The organism is Lelliottia jeotgali (assembly GCF_016771845.1).
In the GTDB taxonomy this organism is placed as follows: domain Bacteria; phylum Pseudomonadota; class Gammaproteobacteria; order Enterobacterales; family Enterobacteriaceae; genus Enterobacter; species Enterobacter jeotgali.
In genome coordinates this window covers 134,073-146,991 of record NZ_JAENMQ010000004.1, presented here as the reverse complement: position 1 = coordinate 146,991, position 12,919 = coordinate 134,073, and the positions used below count along the sequence as shown (strand labels likewise).

Below are 12,919 nucleotides of genomic sequence, written 5' to 3'. Positions count from 1 at the left end.
TCTCAGGGATGAAATTCAGTGTTCAGACTACTTGTTCATGCGGATGTCCGGGAGGAGATCCTGGCATTGCCCGCCGTTGTGCAGGCAAAAATGATTCGCCAGCTTGATAAATTGCGTGCTAATCCCACGGTGTTACGGGAACCAGACAGTAAGCCGTTGCCTTTCGGTCTGTTTGAGATCCGCACTACGGGCGCAATCCATAGCCGTGGTATCTATGTATATCAACGCGAGCGAACCATTTTTCTCCTGCGCGTATTCATCAAAAAAACGCAGAAAACGCCCTCTGCTGAACTACGTCTGGCGCTAAAACGACAACAGGAGATGCTGGATGAGCAAGACAATTATTGACTGGGATGTGCTGAAAACCGAATTGTTAAGTCAGCCGGAAGTGCAGGCTGCATTCGATGCGCAGGAACGAAAAGAACGTTTACGCCTGATGCTGGCGCAATGGCGAAATCAGGCGGGTCTGACGCGTGCGCAGGTTGCACAGCGGATGGGAGTGAGCGCGCCGACGGTGTCCAGAATGGAGGCCAATATTACGCGCGCGAGTCTCGATACTCTTACGCGGTACGCGCTGGTCTGCGGGATTAAGCATCCACAAATTTTACTTTACTGAAATTTGGCACGCCGGAACCCAGCGTGCCAGCGTCGATTAGCACTCAGTAATAATCGTGCTCAACGGCAGACGGGATTTAGGCAGGGACGCGTTGAAATCTTCCACGCTGTGATGGCCGACTGGCACTACCACCAGGCTGGTGTAGCCTTGTGCTTTCAGACCGAACTCTTCGTCGAGAATGGCGGCGTCAAAGCCTTCAATTGGTACCGCATCCAGACCCAGCGCACCCACGCCGAGCAGGAAATTACCGACGTTCAGGTAAACCTGTTTCGCCATCCACTGATCGTCATCTTTCAGATCGACACGATGCATATCAGCAAAGTAGCAGCGGCCTTTGTGGTTCGCGGCTTTTGCTTCTGGTGTGGCAAAACGGCCGTCGGCTTCTTCCTGATCCACCACGCGTTCCAGCCACGCATCGTCCATCGCCGTTTTGGCGCAGAACACCACCACGTGTGATGCATCCAGCATTTTACGTTCGTTAAACACGAAAGTACCGGAGGCAGATTTTGCCACGCGCGCTTTGCCCTCTTCGGTGCTGGCAACGATGAAATGCCACGGCTGAGAGTTGGTGCTGGACGGGCTGAATTGCAGCAGGGTTTTGATTTTTTCTGCCTGTTCAGCGGTCAGCTTTTTAGCGGGATCGAATGCCTTGGTCGAGTGACGCTTCAGGGCAACTTCAATAATATCCATTACGACTCCTGGTCAAAAAAATCGCCGTTCACAGGCGAGAAAGGAAAGCAGATTACAAGGGCCAGCAACAAAAGATAAGTGCGATAAATGCGCTTAAACCGTTCGGCTGAGACGAACAATCAGGCCGGGCGAATGCGCTTTTGATCTTTTTTCGGCAGCTTATCGACGACCAGATTCCACGAGTCGAGAACCAGATCGGCCACCAGTTCTGGCGTGATATCGTCGGCGGCGTAGAGGGAGATCCAGTGCTTCTTATTCAGATGATAACCGGGTTCAATACCGCGATAGATTTGCTGGTTGAGCAGTGATTTTTCCGGCTCGGATTTCAGGCTGACGTGCGCTCGCCCGTGGGCGACCGCCATGATCATGAACATTTTACCGTTGACCTTAAATACGTCGTACTCCGGGCCAAACGGCCAGCAGTGCTCGGTGAAAGGCAACTCCAGCGCGACGCTTTTTGCGTGCTCCTGCAATGATTTACTGTCCATTAACGTCCTCGATGGCGAGCGCGCGCCACATGGATTCGAAGCCGAGAGATTTAAAATCTGCGGCGCGAGAAGGATCGCGGGTGGCGAATTCCATCGTCGTTTCGGCCAGCGATAAGAAAATCGCATCACCAAAGGTGCGGAACTCATCGGACATAAATATCTGACGCACCGAACGACGGCACAGCTCGTGCAGTTCCGGGAACATCTCATGCACCGCCTGTTCGGTCTCGGCGTTGATCTTCTCGCTCACGCCGAGCTGGCGGATGGCGCCGTGGGCGACAGGATTGCGAATGCCCCAGTCCACGTAGCTGTTCCAGATATTGCGGGTATGTTCTTTCGGGGTACTAATGGCGCGGTCCAGGTTCGCCAGCATCGTCTGGCAAAGATCCTGTTTCAGGTGCAGATAGAGGGCGTTCAGCAGATCGTCTTTCGTAGCAAAATAGCGAAACAGCGTGCCTTCAGCGACGCCCGCATTTCGGGCGATCAACGCCGTCGAGGCGGCAATCCCTGACTGCGCAAATGCAGCGGTTGCTGCCTCCAGTAACGCCTGTCTTTTATCTTCACTCTTCGGACGTGCCACTAAAATTCCCCTCCTGTCAATGTGTAAAACCCTGATTGAAACATGCTCTTTGCTACGCTGCAACGCGGAATGTCAAAGATCGAAAACGTCTTGACGACTTTATCAGCATATCTATAATGAGTGCTTACTCACTCATAATCAAGTTTAACCCGCGCAAACCATCGGAAGGGGGCGCGTATTCGGGTCAGGATATGAAGAAGCCTCTTTTTGTTAGCGTGGTGTTTGTCATGATTATTGCAGCAGCTGCGAGTTTACCCTTTGTTTTAAATGCCGGATTTGGCCAGCCGCCGCAGGGCGAGCAGCTCAGTGAGGTTGAAGCGTCCCCGCAATACCGCGAAGGTCAGTTCCATAATACGCTGCCGACGCCGGGTTATAACGGCGACAAAAATATGCTGGTGGCGATGTGGGAATTTTTGGTCAGCAAAACAGAAAATGCGCGTCCCGCGCAGCCGCTGCCGCTGGTAAAAACCGATCTGGCGGCGATTCCGCTGGAGCAGGACACGCTGGTCTGGCTCGGACATTCGTCCTGGTATTTGCAGCTGGCGGGAAAACGCATTCTGATCGATCCGGTCTTCAGCAACTACGCTGCGCCGTTTTCGTTCCTCAATAAGGCCTTTGCCGGGGACTATCCGTGGCGTGCGGACACGATGCCGGAGATAGACCTGCTGATCATTTCGCACGATCACTACGATCACCTCGATTACGCCACCATCAAGGCGCTGATGCCGAAAGTGAAACGCGTGGTGACGCCGCTCGGCGTGGGATCGCATCTGCGCTATTGGGGAATGGACCCGAACATTATCGACGAACGCGACTGGAATCAGTCGGTGCGCATCAGCGATGAACTGACCGTTCACGTGCTGCCCGCACGTCATTTCTCGGGACGTGGGATAAAACGCAATCAGACCCTGTGGGGCAGTTTTATGTTCGTCACGCCTGAACAGAAAGTCTATTACAGCGGCGATTCCGGCTATGGCCCGCACTTCAAGGCGATTGGTGAGCAGTTTGGCGAAATCGACCTGGCGATTATGGAAAACGGCCAGTACGACCAGGACTGGAAATACATTCATATGCTGCCGGAAGAGACGGCGCAGGCCGCCGCCGATATTAACGCCAAAGCAGTCGTACCGGGCCATTACGGGCGCTTTGTGCTGGCGAAACACAGCTGGAACGACCCGATTATTCAGCTGACGCGTGCCAGCCAGGACAAGAATTATCGCCTGCTGACACCCGAACTGGGCGAGCCGGTGCGGGTGAATGATGCAACGCAGCAATTTCGTGAGTGGTGGAAATAATGTTTAACCAACAGGTATCAGAGGGGGAGAACAGCATGACTATTTCCGCTCAGGTCATCGACACCATCGTCGAATGGATCGACGACAATCTTCATCAGCCGCTGCGCATAGAAGAGATCGCCCGTCACGCGGGGTATTCCAAATGGCATTTACAGCGGTTGTTTATGCAGTACAAGGGCGAAAGTCTGGGGCGCTATATTCGCGAGCGCAAACTGCTGCTGGCGGCGAAGGATCTGCGTGAGTCGGACGAGCGGGTGTATGACATTTGTCTGCGCTACGGATTTGATTCCCAGCAGACCTTTACGCGGATTTTTACCCGCACGTTTAATCAGCCGCCGGGCGCGTACCGTAAAGAGAATCACAGTCGCACGCATTGATTTTTGCGGCCAACGCCCGGTGGCGCTGCGCTTACCGGGCCTACAACTGCGCGAACGTAGCCGCCACCCGGCACAAAGACGGCACAGAACGAGTAGGCCGGGTAAGGCGCAGCCGCCACCCGGCACAAAGACCGCACAGAACGAGTAGGCCGGGTAAGGCGTAGCCGCCACCCGGCACAAAGACGGCACAGAACGAGCAGGCCGGGTAAGGCGTAGCCGCCACCCGGCACAAAGACGGCACAGAACGAGTGGGCCGGGTAAGGCGCAGCCGCCACCCGGCACAAAGACCGCACAGAACGAGTAGGCAGGGTAAGGCGTAGCCGCCACCCGGCACAAAGACCGCACAGAACGAGTAGGCCGGGCACGGCGCAGCCGCCACCCGGCATTATCACCTTACCAGCGATAATTCACCGTCGCCGTCACCGTACGACCAATCCCGTAGAAGCATGCCGTATCGCTGGCGCAGGACGCCACATACTTGGTATCCGCCACGTTATTGACGTTGAACTGCACGCTCGCCCCTTTCAGGCTGCTGCTCAGTTCGCCCAGCTCATAGCTCATCATCGCGTCATACAAATCCACTGACGCCACCTTGAAGGTGTTTTTCGCATCGCCGTAGCTGGTGCCGATGTAGCGCATCCCCACGCCGGCCGTCAGGCTTTTCAGCGCGCCGCTCGGTACGGTGTAGCTGGCGAAAGCCGATGCCATGTGCGCAGGAATACGCGCCGGAGTTTTGCCTTCCGTACCTGCCACCGTGGTGCTCTGGGTTTCTGCGTCCGTATAGGTATAAGAACCGATCAGGTTAATGCTCTCCATCAGCGTCGAATGGATCTCCGCTTCCACCCCTTTGGATCGCACTTCGCCCGCGTTTTCGAACCAGCCCTGGGCGCTGTTGTAGGTCGCTACGTTGCTCTGAGTCAGATCGTACAGCGCCAGGGTCATCAGCGTTGAATCGACCGGCTGATACTTCAGGCCGATTTCGGTCTGTTTCCCGGTGGTCGGCTTAAACGGTGCCACGCCTGGCGCGCGGTTGGTTTGCAGGCTTGGCTCAAAGGAAGTGCTGTAGCTGATGTACGGCGACAGACCAAAATCAAACGCGTACAGCAGGCCGGTACGCCAGGTGAACTTATTGTCGTTCTGCTGGGTCGGCGCGCCGCCAGTGAAATCAGTAGTACGCACTTCGGCCCAGTCGTAGCGCCCGGAAACCAGCCACTCCCAGTTATTCCAGCTCAGCTGATCCTGTAAATAGACGCCCATCTGGTCGAAGTTTTGCTGCTCGTCCGTCGCTTTACTGAAGGTACTCTCATCGACGTTGATACCGTATACCGGTTTCGTCCAGTCGAGGTCGTACTGCGTCCCCATCCCGCGCTCCAGCAGCTGTTTGTCTTTGCTGGTTTTGTAATCCAGGCCGCCGAGCAGCGTGTGGTTCACCTCGCCGGTCGCGAACAGGGATTCCAGTTGGTTATCAAGACCAAACTCGTTGGTAGTGCGCTCTTCGTGCTGGGCGCGACGGGTCAGTACCGTGCTGTCTGCTGCGCTGTTGGCGTACACCAGATAACGATATTTCTGTTTGATGGAGGCATAACGGGCGTTCTGGCGGAAGGTGAGATTATCGTCAAACTGATGTTCCAGCTCGTAGCCAATCATGGTTTGTTCGCGCCAGGACTGGTTGTAATCCGGATCGCTGACGTTAAAGTCGCGCGGAATGTAACGCCCGTTGGCGCTGGTCACCGTGCCGTAGGCGGGCAGGAAGTTACGATAGCCCGCGTCAGGATCTTTCTGGTAGCTGGTCAGCAGGGTGAATCGTGTTTGATCGTTCGGGTACCAGGTGATCGCCGGGGCAATCGCCATCCGCGTCTCTTTGTAATCTTCGACCTGATTATGCTGCGTTCGCGCAATCCCGTTCACGCGATACAGCACGCGCCCGTCGTCGCTCAGCGGCCCGCCAAAATCAAACGCGCCTTCAGCCAAATCATGATTCCCGGTGCGGAACTGCACGTTGTGAATCGGCTCGCTGGTCGGGCGTTTACTGGTCATACTGATTAACCCGCCTGGGTTTACCTGACCAAACAGCACCGAGGCAGGGCCGCGCACCAGTTCGACGCGCTCCAGCAGCCACGGATCGACGGTGCCGGTTTGCGAGGAGGCGGTTGCGCCGTAGCTCAGTCCGTCGAGGAATTTCGGCACGTAGCTAAAACCGCGCACGAACACTTCATCGTTGCGGTTGGACGAGCCGCGATATTCGGTAAATACGCCAGCGGAATAGCGCAGCGCCTGTGACACGGACGTGACATCGAGCTGCTCCATCTGATCGCGCGTGATCACCGAAACTGACTGTGGCGTTTTCACAATATCCGCACTGGTTTTTGTCGCAGAGAGGGTTTTTGTCGCCACGATCCCCTTCACCTGCGCGGTCGGTTCCTGGCTGGTACTCGCAGTAACAACAACGGTTTCTTCTTTATTTTCTGCCTGAACCGCCACGCTAACGGTGGCCAGACTCAGGAGCCAGAGCTGCATTATCTTATTCTTTTTAAACATTTTTATTAAAATCCCTTAATTGCTATCGCCATAAAAACACCCTAATAACGGCGTAGATGATATTGCAAATTATTACTATTTGCATTAGCGTTGGTAACAAATTTCGCAGGGGAACGAGTCGGCATGAAAAGGGCGTGGAGTGGGTTGCTGTTAGGGATAAGTACGCTGCCAGCACTGGCGGCAACGTGCGAGCATCCTTCCATCCAGGGTGAGCAAAACGGGAAATTCGATGCCAGCGGTGAGGTCTGTTTTGTCCTGCCTGCGCTCGGTGAAAACTATGTCTCCGCGACGCTGAACGGCGTGACGGATGCAAAACTTCTCGACGGACAAAACCGCCGCATTCGTACGCTGATTGAAAATGGCCCTGCTGATGGCGAGCACTCACTGCTGTTTGCCCTGCCGGTGCAGCAGAGCACCTCTCTGGTATTACATGGGGAAGAGGGCAAGCCGTGGCGCTTTACGTGGCGGATGAAAGAGACCTCGCCGCTCGCACGCACGCAAATGCTCGAGCCCGAAAGCCCGACGCTGCAAAAACTGGCTCAGACGGTTGCTGCCGGTGGGAGTACTGATGCGTTCTGGCAGACGCAAATTCGGCAGGGAACGCCGATGGTGGAGCCGGTCGATGCCCGCCATAAGCGTGTGACCTTCTTGTGGCGTGGCGCGCGCGATAACGTCTTTATTCTCGGCTCGCCCGCGGGCGATCACGATCCGCTGTTCCGCCTCGGGAAAACTGACGTCTGGTTTCGCAGCTACGTGGTACCAGCAGACACCCTCATGCAGTACAAACTGGCACCGGACGTGCCGCGTGTGGAAGGGAACGCGCGCGATCAGCGCCGCGCCATTCTGGTGAGCGCGCAGGCCGATCCGCTCAATCCGCAAACCTACGGCGATCAACAGGCCGACCGCTGGAACCGCTATTCGCTGCTCGATCTCAGCCCCGCGCGCTACTGTTCGGCTCAGGCCGTCGCGCAGCCGCTGACCCACGGTTCGCTCACACGCCAGCTGTTTGCCAGCCAAATCCTCGGTAACTCGCGTGAAGTGATGATTTACAAACCGCGCGGCGCACAGCCCGCGCGCTGGACGTTGATCCTGTTCGACGGGCAGATTTATCAGGACGAATACCACTTTGCCAACGTGCTCGACGGGCTGATCGCCCGGCACCATCTTCCGCCTGTCAACGTGGTGTTTATCGATAGCCTCGATCACGCCCGTCGCGGCAAAGAGCTGCCGCCAAATGCGGATTACGCCGATTTTATGGGAAAGGAACTGTTGCCGTGGCTGCGTGGGCAGGGAATTGCGCTGCAGCGGCAAAAAACGGTGCTGGCGGGTTCAAGCTACGGCGGGATTGCGTCGTCGTGGGTGGCGCTGCGCTATCCGCACCTGTTCGGCAACGTGCTGAGTTTATCGGGTTCGTACTGGTGGGCACCGAAAGAGGAAGCGCCTGGTTGGCTCACGCGGCAGTATCAGCAGTCGCCAGCGTATCCGATTCGTTTCTGGCTACAGGCCGGGCGATTCGAAACTTCAGGGCCGGGGGGCGGGATCTATCGCAATACCGAAATGTTCGGACAGGTTTTACGTGATAAAGGCTACCGCGTGAGTTTCCATCCGTGGTCCAGCGGCCACGATTACGCGGCCTGGTGCGAAGCGCTGATCCACGGGATGCGCGATTTTACCGGCTTACGCGGACAGTGAAAACCAGCGGCGCCAGATGAAACGCAGGACGAAAAATTCAATGGCGCCGAGCAGGATAAACCACAGACAGAACACCAGGGTGTAGAGCTGATTCAAATCCATGAGGTGAAACAGTGCGACCAGTCTCTGCGCCAGCGCCAGTCCAAACGACGGTGCAGGAAGCAGCAGGCAGGAGAGAAGTGCCATCAGCAAAATGCCTCCTGCCGTCAACAGGGATTCTAACGGGTGTCTCATATTAATGTTAATTGTCAGTTAAAAAAGTTATTGTCCGGGATTCTGCAACGTAAAGCAATATCATCACGAAATACACTTCCCGGATAACAAAACAATAAATATTCCGGGAATATTCCTGATTTAATTAAACCTGCAATGAATGAATTCAATTATTCTCTGGTTATGTAAATAACTGTCATCATCAGGCAAGTAATTTTACAAACGTATAAGTGCTGTATCCAATTAACGTCGCAATAACAATGGCAACAACTATGTACAAAGCCAGGCGGCGCCCGCGATAAATACCAAACATGCTCTCTCCTCGTTTAGATTGCGTTTAGAAATATTTTGTAAAAATCATCTTATCGAAATAGTGAAAGTTAGTTTTGAATAACCCGGCGCTAATTATATTGCGGCAGATCAATTTACACCGCAAGAATTAACGCCATTAAATTTGAATTTATTAAAGCCAGAAAGGAATTCAGGCTTCCGTCCACCGGATATTGAAGGAATTGCATCAATGACTAAAATGACTCACTCCCAGAATCGGCCATACCAGCAGACCGTCGAGCAGGTACTGGCACAAAAGAAGAGCCACTCCAACGGACTGGACCGTGCCGAAGCGCAGGCCCGTTTGCAGCAGTATGGCCCGAATGTCCTGCCTGAGAAAAAAGGCAAACCGGCCTGGTTGCGTTTTCTCGCCCATTTTAATGACGTCCTGATTTATGTTTTGCTGGCCGCTGCGGTATTAACTGCGGTGATGGGCCACTGGGTTGATACGCTGGTCATTCTGGGCGTCGCGGTCATCAACGCCTTAATTGGACACGTTCAGGAAAGTAATGCGGAAAAATCGTTGCAAAGCATTCGCAATATGCTTTCCAGCGATGCGCGTGTTATTCGCGGCGGCGCGCATGAAACTATTCCGACGACTGAAATCGTCCCTGGGGATATTATTGTCCTGCGCGCAGGGGATCGTATTCCAGCGGATATGCGTCTGATTGAAGCGCATAATTTACGCGTCGAAGAAGCGATTCTGACCGGCGAATCCACGGTTGTGGATAAACACACCAATCCATTATCCGGTGACTTATCGTTGGGCGACCGGACTAACTTAGTCTTCTCCGGCACGACCGTGAGCGCCGGTGGCGGCGTGGGCGTGGTCATCGCCACCGGTCAGGATACGGAACTGGGCCACATCAACCAGATGATGGCCGGGATTGAAAAGCACCGCACGCCGCTGCTGGTGCAGATGGACAAGCTCGGCAAAGCGATCTTCGCCATTATTCTGGTGATGATGGCCGCGCTGTTTATCTTCAGCCTGGTATTCCGCGACATCCCGATGGGCGAGCTGCTGCTCTCTCTGATTAGCCTGGCGGTGGCCTCGGTACCGGAAGGTCTGCCAGCGATTATCTCGATTATTCTGTCTCTCGGCGTTCAGGCGATGGCGCGCAAAAAGGCGATTATCCGCAAGCTGCCAACCGTTGAAACCCTGGGGGCGATGACCGTGGTCTGCTCGGATAAAACCGGCACCCTGACCATGAACGAAATGACGGTCAAAGCCATTATCACCGCCGACAGCTGCTACCGCGTGGAAGGCAACAGCTACGAGCCAGTGGGCCACATCTATCTGGAAGGCAGCGACGAGCCGGTTCATATTCAGCCAGGCACCGTGCTAGAGCACTACCTGCGCACCATCGACCTGTGCAACGACAGCCAGATTATTCAGGACGAGCGCGGCCTGTGGGGCATCACCGGTGGGCCGACGGAAGGGGCGCTGAAAGTGCTGGCCGCCAAAGCGAATCTCGCGCCGGTCATGACTACCCTGATTAACAAGATTCCGTTCGACTCGCAGTACAAGTACATGAGCACCCACTATCAGATTGGCAGTGAGGAGCAAATCCTGGTTACCGGTGCGCCGGACGTGATTTTCGCCCTGTGTGACCAGCAGGAGACTCGCCACGGTAAAGAAGCGTTTAATCGCGGGTACTGGGAAACCGAGATGGAGCGCTATGCGCGTCAGGGCCTGCGCATGGTTGCTGCCGCCTTCAAACCCGCGGCTGCGGATCAGCAGAGCCTGAGCCACGATGACCTGAACAGCGGGCTGATTTTCCTCGGCATCGCCGGGATGATGGACCCACCGCGCCCGGAGGCTATCGACGCCATCCACGCCTGCCAGCAGGCCGGGATCCGCGTGAAAATGATCACCGGCGACCACCCGCAGACCGCGATGAGCATCGGTCAGATGCTGGGGATCACCAACAGTGCGCAGGCCGTCACCGGCTACGAGCTGGAGAAGATGGACGACGCCGAGCTGGCGAATGCAGCGGTGGAGTTCGACATCTTTGCGCGTACCAGCCCGGAGCATAAGCTGCGCCTGGTGAAAGCGCTGCAGGAGAAGGGCGAAATCGTCGGTATGACCGGCGACGGCGTGAACGACGCTCCCGCGCTGCGTCAGGCGGATGTCGGGATCGCGATGGGCATCAAAGGCACGGAAGTGACCAAAGAAGCCGCCGATATGGTTCTGACGGACGACAACTTCGCCACTATCGCCAGTTCGGTGAAAGAGGGGCGTCGCGTCTACGACAACCTGAAGAAAACGATTCTGTTCATCATGCCAACCAACCTGGCGCAGGGTTTGCTGATTGTGATTGCGCTGCTGGCGGGGAACATTATCCCACTGACGCCGGTGCTGATTCTGTGGATGAACATGGCGACGTCCGCCACGCTCTCCTTCGGCCTGGCCTTTGAAGCCGCCGAGCGCAACATCATGAAACGTCCGCCGCGTCAGACCGGACAGCACGTGATGGATGCCTTCGCCGTCTGGCGCGTGGCTTTCGTCGGCACCATGATCGCGATTGCGGCCTTTGCGCTGGAAGCATGGCTCGCGCCGCGCGGCCACAGCGCCGAGTTCATCCGTACCGTGCTGCTGCAGATGCTGGTGTGTGCGCAGTGGGTCTACATGATTAACTGCCGCAATAGCAACGGCTTCTCTCTGAACCGTGGTTTGCTGGCGAACAAGGGCATCTGGCTGGTGACGGGCGTGCTGTTCCTGCTCCAGGTGGCGATTATCTACCTGCCGTTTATGCAGATGCTGTTCGGCACCGAAGCCCTGCCGCTGCGCTACTGGGGGATTACCCTGGCGATGGCCGGTGTGATGTTCTTCGTCGTCGAGATTGAGAAGCGACTGACCCGCGGGTTCCGCAAGGCTGCATAACTTTTGCCCTCACCCTAACCCTCTCCCACAGGGAGAGGGAACTCCAACCTCCTTCTCACTTGGGGAAGGGACTCTAACCTCCCTCTCCCTTGGGGAGAGGGCCGGGGTGAGGGGCACAAACACCGAGGATCCACCATGAAATCCACCTTCCTGCGCACCGCTCTGGCGGCTGCACTCCTTTCCTGCACCCTGCAAACCGCCATTGCCGCCGCCATTCCGGTGCGCGTCGCCGTGATTGAAGAGACAACCCACGCCGCCGAGCGCCAAATTCCTGGCCGCATCGAGGCGATCCACACGGTTGAACTGCGGGCGCGCACGGAAGGGGCCATCGCCAAAATCCATTTCCGCGACGGGCAATATGTGAAGCAAGGCGATCTGCTGTTCGAGCTCGACGACGCTGAACCGCGCGCGGCGGTGCGTCTGGCGCAGGCCGAAGTGAAAAGCGCAGAAGCCACCCTGCGTCAGGCGCAGCAGCAGTTGACTCGTTTTCAAAGTCTGAAAACTGGCAACGCCATCAGTCGCAATGACGTCGATACCGCGCAGATGCAGCGCGATGTGGCCCGCGCGGCGCTCGAGCAGGCCAATGCGCGCCTTGAAGCACGTAACGTTACCCTTGGCTTTACCCGTATCACTTCGCCTATCAATGGGCGCATGGGCCACAGCCAGTTTCACGCTGGCAGCGTGGTGAATCCGTCCAGCGGCACATTGGTGGAAGTGGTTCAGCTCGATCCGATTCGTATTGCCTTTGCGCTGGAAGAGGGGGCGTTTGCCGCTAAAGCGGGGCAACACGCCGATCTCACTGCACTGAAAAAAGCCTGGCTGGCACAGATACCTAACGGAGATCAGCGCGAAAACGGCACGCTGACCTCGGTTGATAACCGCATCGATCCACGCACCGCCAGCGTGATGTTACGCGCCGAATTTGCCAATCCGCAGCACCGCTTGCTGCCGGGCGGGAATGTGAACGTCTGGCTGCGCCCGCAAAGTGAGCAGGATGCGCTGGCGATCCCGGCTGCGGCCGTTCAGCAAAACGGCGACGGCTTCTTCACCTGGGTCGTGAACGCCGACGGAAAAGCCGAAAAGCGTGCGCTCACGCTCGGCGGGCAAATGGGCCAGCAGTTCACCGTGCAAAGCGGCGTCGAGGCGCACGAGCGTGTGGTCACCGACGGCGCGCCGCGTTTACAGCCCGGTGCGGCTGTCCAGATCCTCAATTAAG

The 12,919-nt window shown here is 56.4% G+C and carries 12 protein-coding genes; 7 read left to right on the top strand and 5 right to left on the bottom strand.

Going from position 1 to position 12,919, the window contains the following annotated elements; all coding sequences use genetic code 11:
• Positions 1-18: 18 nt before the first annotated feature.
• Entirely contained in the window at positions 19-348 is a 330-nt protein-coding gene (locus tag JBO43_RS11485; protein ID WP_202674346.1) for a type II toxin-antitoxin system RelE/ParE family toxin, read from the top strand.
• Entirely contained in the window at positions 329-616 is a 288-nt protein-coding gene (locus tag JBO43_RS11480) for a type II toxin-antitoxin system RelB family anti-toxin (RefSeq protein ID WP_202674345.1), read from the top strand. The genes JBO43_RS11485 and JBO43_RS11480 overlap by 20 nt, the downstream gene beginning before the upstream one ends.
• Before the next feature lie 36 nt (positions 617-652).
• Here JBO43_RS11480 and nfsB read toward each other — a convergent pair whose 3' ends face one another.
• The 3 genes from nfsB to JBO43_RS11465 all read right to left on the bottom strand — a co-directional run bounded on the left by nfsB (position 653) and on the right by JBO43_RS11465 (position 2,374).
• The gene (nfsB, locus tag JBO43_RS11475) at positions 653-1,306 is read right to left on the bottom strand and encodes an oxygen-insensitive NAD(P)H nitroreductase (RefSeq protein ID WP_202674344.1); all 654 of its coding nucleotides are present in this window, start codon (positions 1,304-1,306) and stop codon (positions 653-655) included.
• A 119-nt stretch (positions 1,307-1,425) separates the two neighbouring features.
• Positions 1,426-1,794 (bottom strand): MmcQ/YjbR family DNA-binding protein, encoded by a 369-nt coding sequence (locus JBO43_RS11470; protein ID WP_103946733.1) that lies wholly within the window; start codon positions 1,792-1,794, stop codon positions 1,426-1,428.
• A complete protein-coding gene (locus tag JBO43_RS11465) occupies positions 1,784-2,374 on the bottom strand; it encodes a TetR/AcrR family transcriptional regulator (protein ID WP_095281130.1) in 591 nt (196 codons plus the stop codon). The genes JBO43_RS11470 and JBO43_RS11465 overlap by 11 nt, the downstream gene beginning before the upstream one ends.
• Before the next feature lie 191 nt (positions 2,375-2,565).
• Here JBO43_RS11465 and JBO43_RS11460 point away from each other — a divergent pair, with 191 nt between their 5' ends.
• Positions 2,566-3,669, top strand: a complete 1,104-nt coding sequence (locus tag JBO43_RS11460; RefSeq protein ID WP_202674343.1) for an MBL fold metallo-hydrolase — start codon at positions 2,566-2,568, stop codon at positions 3,667-3,669.
• 35 nt (positions 3,670-3,704) lie between these two features.
• Complete coding sequence (locus JBO43_RS11455) at positions 3,705-4,046, top strand: RamA family antibiotic efflux transcriptional regulator (RefSeq protein ID WP_095284206.1); 342 nt, start codon at positions 3,705-3,707, stop codon at positions 4,044-4,046.
• A gap of 393 nt (positions 4,047-4,439) precedes the next feature.
• Here JBO43_RS11455 and JBO43_RS11450 read toward each other — a convergent pair whose 3' ends face one another.
• A complete protein-coding gene (locus JBO43_RS11450; protein ID WP_202674342.1) occupies positions 4,440-6,584 on the bottom strand; it encodes a TonB-dependent siderophore receptor in 2,145 nt (714 codons plus the stop codon).
• Positions 6,585-6,707: 123 nt separating this feature from the next.
• Between JBO43_RS11450 and JBO43_RS11445 the strand changes: the two genes are divergently transcribed.
• Positions 6,708-8,276: an alpha/beta hydrolase-fold protein gene (locus JBO43_RS11445; protein ID WP_202674341.1), complete on the top strand. Its 1,569-nt coding sequence runs from the start codon at positions 6,708-6,710 to the stop codon at positions 8,274-8,276.
• Here the strand turns inward: JBO43_RS11445 and JBO43_RS11440 are convergent.
• Complete coding sequence (locus tag JBO43_RS11440; RefSeq protein ID WP_095281134.1) at positions 8,262-8,510, bottom strand: DUF1158 domain-containing protein; 249 nt, start codon at positions 8,508-8,510, stop codon at positions 8,262-8,264. The two genes, JBO43_RS11445 and JBO43_RS11440, sit on opposite strands and share 15 nt — an antisense overlap.
• 499 nt (positions 8,511-9,009) lie before the next feature.
• Between JBO43_RS11440 and JBO43_RS11435 the strand changes: the two genes are divergently transcribed.
• Together JBO43_RS11435 and JBO43_RS11430 are read left to right on the top strand one after the other, a co-directional pair.
• Entirely contained in the window at positions 9,010-11,703 is a 2,694-nt protein-coding gene (locus JBO43_RS11435) for a cation-transporting P-type ATPase (RefSeq protein WP_202674340.1), read from the top strand.
• A gap of 135 nt (positions 11,704-11,838) precedes the next feature.
• Positions 11,839-12,918, top strand: coding sequence for an efflux RND transporter periplasmic adaptor subunit (locus JBO43_RS11430; RefSeq protein WP_202674339.1), 1,080 nt, complete (start codon positions 11,839-11,841; stop codon positions 12,916-12,918).
• Position 12,919 lies beyond the last annotated feature (1 nt).

What these genes read in the sequence shown, in the direction of transcription:
- nfsB (WP_202674344.1), bottom strand. Translation starts at nt 1,306, where the DNA reads ATGGATATTATTGAAGTTGCCCTGAAGCGTCACTCGACCAAGGCATTC.
- JBO43_RS11445 (WP_202674341.1), top strand. Translation starts at nt 6,708, where the DNA reads ATGAAAAGGGCGTGGAGTGGGTTGCTGTTAGGGATAAGTACGCTGCCA.
- JBO43_RS11450 (WP_202674342.1), bottom strand. Translation starts at nt 6,584, where the DNA reads ATGTTTAAAAAGAATAAGATAATGCAGCTCTGGCTCCTGAGTCTGGCC.
- JBO43_RS11455 (WP_095284206.1), top strand. Translation starts at nt 3,705, where the DNA reads ATGACTATTTCCGCTCAGGTCATCGACACCATCGTCGAATGGATCGAC.
- JBO43_RS11430 (WP_202674339.1), top strand. Translation starts at nt 11,839, where the DNA reads ATGAAATCCACCTTCCTGCGCACCGCTCTGGCGGCTGCACTCCTTTCC.
- JBO43_RS11460 (WP_202674343.1), top strand. Translation starts at nt 2,566, where the DNA reads ATGAAGAAGCCTCTTTTTGTTAGCGTGGTGTTTGTCATGATTATTGCA.
- JBO43_RS11435 (WP_202674340.1), top strand. Translation starts at nt 9,010, where the DNA reads ATGACTAAAATGACTCACTCCCAGAATCGGCCATACCAGCAGACCGTC.
- JBO43_RS11480 (WP_202674345.1), top strand. Translation starts at nt 329, where the DNA reads ATGAGCAAGACAATTATTGACTGGGATGTGCTGAAAACCGAATTGTTA.
- JBO43_RS11470 (WP_103946733.1), bottom strand. Translation starts at nt 1,794, where the DNA reads ATGGACAGTAAATCATTGCAGGAGCACGCAAAAAGCGTCGCGCTGGAG.
- JBO43_RS11440 (WP_095281134.1), bottom strand. Translation starts at nt 8,510, where the DNA reads ATGAGACACCCGTTAGAATCCCTGTTGACGGCAGGAGGCATTTTGCTG.